Genomic DNA, 10000 nt, shown 5'->3' on the forward strand with positions numbered 1-10000 from the left:
CACAGGACCCAATTGCAACTATTGCTGATTTGAAACAAATTACAAAATAATTCAAAAAAGCCTAACATTTTAAAATGTTAGGCTTTTTCATTTAATATTGATCGATTAAGTATTTTATTAAATCGGTTGTAGTTACAATTCCTACCAACAATTCTCCTTCACAAACGGGTAGTGCATGGAACTCTTTTGTAGCTAAAATTTCAGCTGCTTCTTTAATTGTTGTTTCGGGAGAGATAGCAACTATTTTTTTAGCCATTACTTGCTCCACAGTAAACATATTATATACTGTTGTATCCACAACTTCTTCGTCGTCATAAACAGCATCTGCAAAAGAAATACGCAACAAATCGGTATAACTTAACATCCCCACAATTTTATTACTATAAACTACTGGAATGTGTCTTATGTGGTACTTTTTAAACAAGCTTTCCGCTTTTGTTAAATCATCTGATAAGTTCAACTTCACTACATTTTTTGTCATGATAGTTGACACGGGCACTTTTTGTTTCATAATACCGAAATTTTAATGACATAAAGTTACTCAATATCCCAGTATAAAAACATGATAGATATCAGTATTTTAAGCTACAGAAGAAATAAAATACCTTTCATTAAAATTAATCATATGCTTAACTTTCAGGAATATAGACGGAAATTTTGACTTAAATTCATCTGGTGACTCAAAAAAGTACTCCAACAAAACCGCCACAAATTCAAATTGATTTTCATAAGCATAATCTCTTAAAAATCCAGATTCAACTAAACGTTGTTTTACTTCTGGTTTTGAAACTACTCGGAATAAATTCTGTAGTGATTCATTAAACAATACAAAAGTTGCTTTATCACTTTTAAGCGCATAAATATGAAAAGCGTGTGTAAACTCATGCAATCCTAAGTTAAGATTATCATTTGTAATATCGATTCCTTCTTTGAAATGTTTCCATGAAAAAACGATTGATTCCAATCTCGGATTGAATTCTCCTTTGTGGTAATTATCATTTTGGGAAGAATAGTAAATATCTGGATAAATAACTATTCTCTTGAAAAGAGGATTCAAATACTCGCGCATCCCAAAGGTTAACATCACATAAGTAGCTGAAATGGTTACTTTCATTTCTTCTGTTACCTCAATATCTCTTCCGTCAAAATCGTAATGAAGAATTAGTTTTGAGACACGATGTTCGAAATAGCGCTTATATTTAGGCTTTAATCGATTATAAAACTGAAAATTAGAAACTAAAATATGCTTTCTAGTATCACTTAACTTTAAAAAATTAATATTAGCAAATACTATTAGAGGTTTTTTATAATTTCGGAGATAAACGATTTCGGCTACATAAAATGCAAAGGTAAAAAATATTGCAGCAAAAGGCGCTACCACTATAAACATACCGATATAATCGGCTAAAAATAATTCGTGTTCTACAGGTGGTGGATTCATTTATTTGAGACTATCTTACAAATAACGTAAAAATAATGTGTTTAAAAAAAATAAACGTCAAGAAATCTTGACGTTTATTTGTGACCTCGGCAGGGTTCGAACCTGCAACCCTCAGAGCCGAAATCTGATATTCTATCCAGTTGAACTACGAAGCCTTTTTTAAGATAAAAGAGCAAAGAAGAAAAATAAAGACCTCAATCTTTGCTCTTTTATCTTTGTTCTTTCTTCTTATTTAAACTAATAATTTCTTTACAATTCCAGAAATTACTTTTCCTTCTGCTTGTCCTCCAATTTGAGCTGTTGCTAATCCCATGACTTTACCCATTGAAGCAATCCCTGAAGCACCAGTTTCTGTAATGATTTTAGCAATGATTGCTTCTACTTCAGATTCTGATAACTGAGCTGGTAAAAACTTCTCAATTACAGCAATTTGAGCTAATTCTGGCTCTGCTAAATCAGGACGGTTTTGCGTTGTGAAGATTTCAGCACTATCCTTACGCATTTTAACTAATCGTTGTAACATTTTGATTTCTTGATCTTCTGACAAACCATCTCCTGCTCCAACTTCTGTTTTAGCTAAAATAATTGCCGATTTAATAGCTCTTAGTGCTTCTAAAGCTACACTATCTTTTGCTTTCATGGCTTCTTTCATGTGATCCATGATTTTTGCTTCTAAACTCATATTGTATTTTTTTATTTATTGTAGTTGATTTATGTCCAAACCCTAAAAATAGGTTTTGCAAACATAGTGCAAAGGTAATAAAAAAACCCGAAAATTGCTCTTCGGGTTCCTTTGGGTAGGTTAGTTTGTTGTAGATTTAATCTACATTATCATGTAGGAAAGAATTGTTTGAACGTAATTGAATATCGTCGTTACTATCTGTTCCTAAAGACATTCTAGATTGATTACTAGCTGTGTTTGGTGTAGATGTTACATCAAACCCCATTCTTTTATATGCAGGAACTCTTTCAAACTCATCAATTTGCGAAGCGCTGTTGTTGAATTTATGATTGAATTCTTTCATTTTTCTTTTACGTTCCTCAGCTCTGAATTTTAATGTTTCTTCGATTGACATTTCTAAAGGCGACGTGTTATCTAATTGAGCCGCATCTTCAAACTTTTGAACATTGGTTTTCATAGTGAAGTTCAATTCCTCATCTACTGGTTCGTTAACCACTTCGACAGGTTTAGAAGCCACTAATTCTTCTTCTTTTTCTAAGTAATCTTCTAACGAATATTTGATAATTCCGTTTTGATTTACTTCCGTAACTGGAACCACATTAATTGGATCTTTCACTTCCATTTGACGTGTTTCTGGAGTTAACTCAAAAACAATAGTACTCTCTTGAGTTACTTCTTTTACTTCCTCTTTTGTAGCAAATAAATCGAATGAAAAACTGATTTCTTCTTCTTTAGCTACTACAAATTCAGGATCTTTTACTTCGATTTCTCTGATTTGTGGTGTGATAATTTCGAATGTTGGCGCTACATTTGGTGTAATTACCTCAAATTGAACGTCAATATTTTTAATTAATTCAGAAGTTGGCACTAAATCCATTGCTGGAGCTACTGGAGTATGAATTTCAAACTTTGGCTCCTCAACTTCTTCCTCTAAAGTGAAAACTATTTTTTGCTCTACCACTTCGTCACAAATAGGATTGATGATATCCGCTTTAATTTCTTCTACTTTTGGAGTTTCAAAAATCGGGTTATTTACCGTAATATTTGAAGCTGCTTTATTCATTAATTCGTGAACAATTTTTTGTTCGTCTTCTAATGAATGAATAATTTTCTTTGGTTCTGTATTTACGATTTCAGCTTGTTGCTCAATGTTAAAACCTGTAGCGATAACTGTTACCGAAATAGCCTCACCTAAAGCTTCCTCCTCACCAACACCCATAATGATGTTTGCATTGTAACCCGCTTCAGACTGAATGAAATCATTGATTTCTCCGATTTCATCGATTGTAATTTCGTTCGCTTCATCAGTTCCAGAAACGATTAACAACAACACGTTTTTAGCACCTGTAATTTTATTATCGTTCAATAATGGAGAATCTAAAGCGCTTGAAATGGCTTGTTTTGCTCTATCTGAACCAGCAGCAGTTGCCGAACCCATGATTGCTGTTCCGCTATTTGACAATACGGTTTTAGCATCTTTAAGGTCGATATTTTGTGTATAGTGGTGTGTAATTACTTCAGCAATTCCTCTTGATGCAGTTGCTAATACTTCATCCGCTTTAGAGAAACCTGCTTTGAAACCTAAGTTTCCGTATACTTCACGTAATTTATTATTATTGATAACGACTAAAGAATCTACTTGTTTGCGTAAACGTTCTACTCCAGCTAACGCTTGCTCAGAGCGAACTTTTCCTTCAAATTGAAAAGGAATCGTAACAATACCTACTGTTAAAATGTCGCGCTCTTTTGCCAATTGCGCAATTACAGGAGCGGCACCCGTTCCAGTTCCTCCACCCATTCCTGCGGTGATGAAAACCATTTTGGTGTTGCTGTCCAACATTTTTTCAATTTCGGCAATACTTTCAATAGCAGACTGTTGACCTACTTCAGGATTAGCACCAGCTCCTAAACCTTCTGTTAAGCTAACACCTAACTGAATTTTATTTGGCACAGGACTGTTTTGTAATGCCTGAGAATCAGTATTACAAACTACAAAATCAACACCTTTAATACCTTGTTTAAACATGTGGTTAATGGCATTGCTACCTCCACCACCAACGCCAATCACTTTGATTACGTTTGACTGGTTTTTAGGCAAATCGAATGAAATGTTTCCAAATTCTGACATAGTATCTCCTTTTATTCTGCGTTATCTAAAAATTCTTTAATCTTATCAATGTATTTATCAAAAAACGAACGTTTGATTTTATCATCAGTTGTTTCGTGCTTGATAGGTTGAGTTGCTTTTGGCTCCTCTTTTTCTTCCTCAACAATTGGCTCTTCAACCACTGCTTGAGGGCGAACCACCACTGGCTCTTCTTTTTTCATTTCTACAAACGGAGTAGCACTTTTGGTATTATTTCTAATACTATTCATTACTAATCCAACCGCCGTAGCATATAATGGACTTGACAATTCTTCGTCTGAATCTCCTGCTAAATGTTCGTTTGGATAACCAATTCTAGTATCCATTCCAGTAATGTATTCAACCAATTGTTTGATGTGTTGCAATTGCGCTCCACCTCCAGTTAATACAATACCTGCAATTAGTTTTTTCTTAGGATCTTCGTGTCCGTATAATTTAATTTCAGCATATACTTGTTCAATGATTTCCACAACTCTAGCGTGAATAATTTTTGACAAGTTTTTCAACGAAATTTCTTTTGGTTCTCTTCCTCTTAATCCTGGAATAGAAACAATTTCGTTGTCTTTATTTTCTCCCGGCCAAGCAGAACCAAAACGAGTTTTCAATAACTCCGCTTGTTTTTCGATGATTGAACATCCTTCTTTAATATCTTCCGTAATCACGTTTCCTCCGAAAGGAATAACAGCTGTATGACGAATGATTCCATCTTTAAAAATGGCTAAATCAGTTGTTCCACCACCTATATCAATTAAAGCAACTCCTGCTTCTTTTTCCTCCTGACTCAATACTGCATCAGCCGAAGCTAATGGTTCAAGTGTTAATCCAGATAATTCTAATCCGGCACTTTTGATACATCTTCCTAAATTGCGAATCGATGCTGCTTGCCCAACTACTACGTGAAAACTAGATTCTAATCTTCCACCGTACATTCCTATAGGCTCTTTAATTTCGGCTTGACCGTCGATTTTAAATTCTTGTGGCAAGACGTGAATAATTTCTTCACCTGGCAACATCGCTAATTTATGAACTTGTCCAATTAACGTATCAATATCAGCATCACCAATTACTTCTTCTGCATTTGGGCGACTGATGTAATCGCTATGTTGAATACTTCGGATGTGTTGTCCAGCAATACCCACCACAACATCATTAATTTTATAACCTGAATCGTTTTCAGCATCGGTAACTGCTTGCTGAATCGATTGAATGGTTTGCGTAATATTATTTACAACACCTCTGTGAACACCTAAACTTTTTGATTTTCCTATTCCTAGAATCTCAAGCTTACCGTATTCATTCTTCTTCCCTATCATCGCTACAATCTTAGTTGTACCGATGTCTAATCCTACTGCAATGTTGTCTTTGTTCATAACTTCTTCTATTTCTTACAAACCACTTGTTGTGTAAACATCAAGTTTACTTCTTTATAATTTTTAATCAATGTATCTTTAATAGCATGATGGTAAAAAGCTTTGTAATTCTTAAACTTTCTTTCCACATTTTTTGGTTGCCCAAATACTATTTTGTAATCATAACTTCTGTTGGTTAACACCACATTTCCAGAAGGCATAATCTTAGCAGCCGTAATGTTTTTGCTTAAAAAATCATCTTTTTTGATTTCGTTAAACAACTTCAAAAATGGCTTACAATTTTCTTCACTTATTGCGCCGACAACCAGCGGAACACGTGCTGAAAAATTCTCCGACAATGACATCCTATCTCCTTTTGAATCAAGATAGTAACTATCAGCATCAGTAATAACTCTTACGATTGGGGTCTTTTGAGTAATACGCGTATTTAGAAATCCGTCTACTGTTGAAAAAACTTGAGCTTTTTCAATCATCTCGTGATCATCGAGAACAGTTTCTAAAGTATTCAAATCTACTTTATCTTTTTGTATTGATGAAGTACCTCCTAAATTTTGTATTAACAAGTTATTAACCATTTCATGTGTTAAAAACATATTCTCATTCGACTCAAATTTGATATCTATCTTACTGATTTTACGCTGACTATTTCTCTTTGACGAAAAAGAGTACAGGAAAATCATAGCAAAAATGATTAACACCAATCGAATAGTATGCCAATTAATTCTTCTCATGAAGCGCTTTTTTTAGGTCTTTTACTAACTCACCAATGTCGCCCGCACCTATCGTTACAAACACATCAGCATCTGAATTTTCAAAAGCAGTGAACAACTCGTCTTTGCTGACTAATTTCTTATTTGGATTGCTAATTTTATTCAACAACCAAGTCGAATTTACACCTTCCATTGGCAACTCGCGAGCCGGATAAATTTCCAATAATAAAATCTCGTCGAATTGACTTAAACTTTCTGCAAAACCATCTACAAAATCTTTTGTTCTACTGAACAAATGTGGTTGAAAAGCTGCAATTATTTTTTTACCCGGATACAATTCACGAACCGCTTGATGCACTGCATTAATTTCCGTTGGATGATGTGCATAATCATCTATATAAACTAATTTTTCTTCTCTGATTTGGAAAGAAAAACGTCTTCTTACTCCTTTAAAACTTGCTAATGCTGCAATGATTTTTTCATTGGAAACGCCATAAGATTTAGCCATTGCAAAAGCTAATAATGCGTTAGTCAAATTATGATGACCTGGCAAACCAAATTTTACATTTTTAACTACTTCGGTTGGAGTTTTCACATCGAATACATAAAACCCGTTTTCTATTCGGATGTTTTGAGCAGAAAAATCAGCATCATTGTTAACTCCGATAGTATTTCCTTCTAGTGGTAATCCTTTGATTAAGTATAAATTTTCGCTTGGCGTTTTGGCTGCAAATTCTCTGAATGATTCCTCAATACTAGCCGCATCTCCATAAATATCTAAATGGTCCGCATCCATTGAAGTAACGCAAGAAACATTAGGATGTAAATGCAAGAACGAACGATCAAATTCATCTGCTTCCACTACCGTAACTGTTTTTCCTGAACCGATTAAATTGGAATTATAGTTCTCCACAATTCCACCTAAAAAAGCGGTAACATCTACGCCACTTTCATATAAAACGTGACCTAAAATGCTTGAAGTTGTTGTTTTTCCATGCGTTCCAGCTACTGCAAAACAATACGTGTCTTTTGTAATGATTCCTAAAACTTCAGCACGCTTTTTAATAGTAAATCCTCTTTCGATGAAATAATTCCATTCGGAATGCGAAACTGGAACGGCTGGCGTTACGATTACTAATGTATTTTCAACATAGAAATCGGTTGGAATTAAATTGATATTATCTTCAAAATGAATTTCTAAACCGATTGCTTGTAATTCATCTGTTAACTGCGTTGGTGTTTTGTCGTAACCCACTACTTTTTTTCCAATGTATTGAAAATAGCGAGCAAGAGCACTCATTCCGATACCTCCGATGCCGATGAAATAAACGTTATGTATTTGATTTAGATTCATTTCTTTAGTTAAATTGTTTAACTGTTAATTTGTTTAGTTGATTAGCTTAACTATTTCTTCAACAATATCTTTTGTTGCGTTTGGTTTGGCTAATTTCTTTATGTTTTGACTTAATTCAGCTTGTTTGCTTTCGTTTGAAATTAAATCAGAAAAAACCGTTTCAAATTGCGTTTCTAATTCTGATTCTCTTATCAAAATTGCTCCGTTTTTATCTGAAATTGCTTTAGCGTTTTTGGTTTGATGATCTTCGGCAACGTTTGGTGATGGAATAAAAATCGTTGGTTTTCCTACAATACACAATTCCGAAACGGATGATGCTCCTGAACGCGAAATTACAACATCCGCAGCAGCGTAAACCAAATCCATTCTATCAATAAATGCTACTACCTGAACGTTTTCTTTTTCATTATATTTTGTGTAATCGTTCAAATATAATTTTCCGCATTGCCAGATGATTTGAATGTTTTGACTCAATAGAAAATCCAATTCTTTTTCAATCAATTGGTTGATTCTTCTAGCACCTAAACTTCCGCCTAAAACCAACAATGTTTTTTTATTTGCATCTAATTTAAAATAAGCGATAGCTTCACTTTTGCTTGCTTCGTTAATCAAATCTTGACGCACTGGATTTCCAGTTAAAATCATTTTATCTTTTGGAAAAAATCGTTCCAAATTTTCGTAAGCCACACAGATTTTATTTGCTTTTTTAGCCAATAATTTATTCGTTATTCCAGGATACGAATTTTGCTCTTGAATTACCGTTGGAATACCCAACATCGAAGCCACTTTCAAAACGGCACCGCTGGCAAAACCTCCCGTTCCAATTACAACATCAGGTTTAAAATTTTTGATAATTCGGAATGAATTCCACATACTTGAAAGCAGTTTGAATGGAAACATCGCGTTATCTAAAGTTAATTTTCGTTGAATTCCCGAAATCCACAATCCTTTAATCGCATAACCCGCTTGAGGCACTTTTTGCATTTCCATTTTATCTTTGGCACCTACAAAAAGAAACTCCGCTTCAGGAAAACGAGATTTTAATTCGTTCGCAATCGCAACGGCTGGATAAATATGTCCGCCAGTTCCGCCTCCGCTTATTATGAATCTTGGTTTTTTCATTATTTTTTATTTAAAACTGCGTTCATTGGATTTTGTCCGTTTACTAGCACATCTCCGTTTTCATCTTCGATTAAAGATTCTCTAATCGAACTTTTAATATCGTTTATTTTTTGCTGATTTTCATCGGCATCTTTCTCTTCATTCAAAGCCACTTGCGCATCGATAATTTGCTGTAAAGCCTCATCACGTTTGCGTTTTTCCTCTAAATCTAGTGCTACTTCTTCTTCTTTCTTGGTAACACTTAAAATAATTCCGACAGCAATACATGTCATCCAAATCGAAGTTCCTCCGCTACTAATCAAAGGTAAAGGTTGACCTGTTACTGGCAATAATTCTACGGCAACTCCCATATTCACAAATGCTTGGAATATGATTGGGAATCCGAGCCCGATGATTAATAATTTTCCGAATAAACTCGAAGCTTTTTGAGCATTGATTACAAATCGAATTAACAATAATAAATACAATCCGATAATCGTTAAAGCACCCACCAATCCCCATTCTTCAACAATAATTGCAAAAATAAAATCGGAAGAAGATTGAGGTAAGAAATTTTTCTGAACACTTTTTCCTGCTCCTAATCCAATTACTCCACCAGAAGCGATAGCGATTTTTGCTTTTTCAATTTGGTAATCATCTTCATTTGGCGTGTCTTTTGTAAAACGCTCGATACGATTTTCCCAAGTATTTACACGACTAAAAAACTTATTATCTGGAAAAGCTTTTGCTAATAATATAAACAACAACATGGCTGAAACTCCCATCGCTAAAACATATCCCAAATATTTTAAAGGATATTGTCCGATAAAAATTAACATGCAAATCATCGCAAAAATTAAGGCTGTTGTTGAAAAATTGGCAGGTAAAATCAACACTAAAACTCCTCCAACAGGCACCCATAGTTCTAAAAATGATTCCTTAAACGAATATACTTTATCGCTAACTTTTGCTAAATAGCGCGCTACATAAACCATTATAACAATAAATGCCAAAGTAGAAGTTTGAAAACTTACTCCCACAAATGGAATTTGAATCCAACGACTGGCATTTGCTCCACCAATTTCTGTTCCTTTAAACAATGTGTAAACCAACAATAAGGCTACTAAAGGAATTCCAAAAATAGACAAGGCTTTGAAGTAATGATAGGGCATTTTGTGAATCCAATAAATGATTCC

General features: G+C 34.3%; 9 protein-coding genes and 1 tRNA gene. All 10 read right to left on the reverse strand.

Going from position 1 to position 10000, the window contains the following annotated elements; translation table 11 throughout:
* Nucleotides 1–91 precede the first annotated feature (91 nt).
* The gene (locus tag LDL23_RS07845) at nt 92–511 is read right to left on the reverse strand and encodes a CBS domain-containing protein (protein WP_291265201.1); all 420 of its coding nucleotides are present in this window, start codon (nt 509–511) and stop codon (nt 92–94) included.
* Between the two features lie 69 nt (nt 512–580).
* The gene (locus LDL23_RS07850; protein WP_291265202.1) at nt 581–1441 is read right to left on the reverse strand and encodes a zinc-dependent peptidase; all 861 of its coding nucleotides are present in this window, start codon (nt 1439–1441) and stop codon (nt 581–583) included.
* An 81-nt stretch (nt 1442–1522) separates the two neighbouring features.
* A tRNA-Arg gene (locus LDL23_RS07855) sits at nt 1523–1596 on the reverse strand.
* 77 nt (nt 1597–1673) lie between these two features.
* Entirely contained in the window at nt 1674–2123 is a 450-nt protein-coding gene (locus LDL23_RS07860; RefSeq protein ID WP_291265203.1) for a GatB/YqeY domain-containing protein, read from the reverse strand.
* A 136-nt stretch (nt 2124–2259) separates the two neighbouring features.
* The gene (gene ftsZ, locus LDL23_RS07865) at nt 2260–4251 is read right to left on the reverse strand and encodes a cell division protein FtsZ (protein WP_291265204.1); all 1992 of its coding nucleotides are present in this window, start codon (nt 4249–4251) and stop codon (nt 2260–2262) included.
* 11 nt (nt 4252–4262) lie between these two features.
* A complete protein-coding gene (gene ftsA, locus LDL23_RS07870) occupies nt 4263–5639 on the reverse strand; it encodes a cell division protein FtsA (protein WP_291265205.1) in 1377 nt (458 codons plus the stop codon).
* A gap of 8 nt (nt 5640–5647) precedes the next feature.
* Complete coding sequence (locus LDL23_RS07875; protein ID WP_026724216.1) at nt 5648–6370, reverse strand: cell division protein FtsQ/DivIB; 723 nt, start codon at nt 6368–6370, stop codon at nt 5648–5650.
* Nucleotides 6357–7703, reverse strand: coding sequence for a UDP-N-acetylmuramate--L-alanine ligase (gene murC / locus LDL23_RS07880; RefSeq protein WP_291265206.1), 1347 nt, complete (start codon nt 7701–7703; stop codon nt 6357–6359). The genes LDL23_RS07875 and murC overlap by 14 nt, the downstream gene beginning before the upstream one ends.
* A gap of 33 nt (nt 7704–7736) precedes the next feature.
* Nucleotides 7737–8825: an undecaprenyldiphospho-muramoylpentapeptide beta-N-acetylglucosaminyltransferase gene (murG, locus tag LDL23_RS07885; RefSeq protein ID WP_291265207.1), complete on the reverse strand. Its 1089-nt coding sequence runs from the start codon at nt 8823–8825 to the stop codon at nt 7737–7739.
* Nucleotides 8825–10000, reverse strand: a 1176-nt coding sequence (locus LDL23_RS07890) for an FtsW/RodA/SpoVE family cell cycle protein (protein WP_291265208.1), incomplete at its 5' end; no start/stop codon positions are given. The genes murG and LDL23_RS07890, both read right to left, overlap by 1 nt.

It is taken from the genome of Flavobacterium sp. (assembly GCF_020217025.1).
GTDB lineage: Bacteria > Bacteroidota > Bacteroidia > Flavobacteriales > Flavobacteriaceae > Flavobacterium.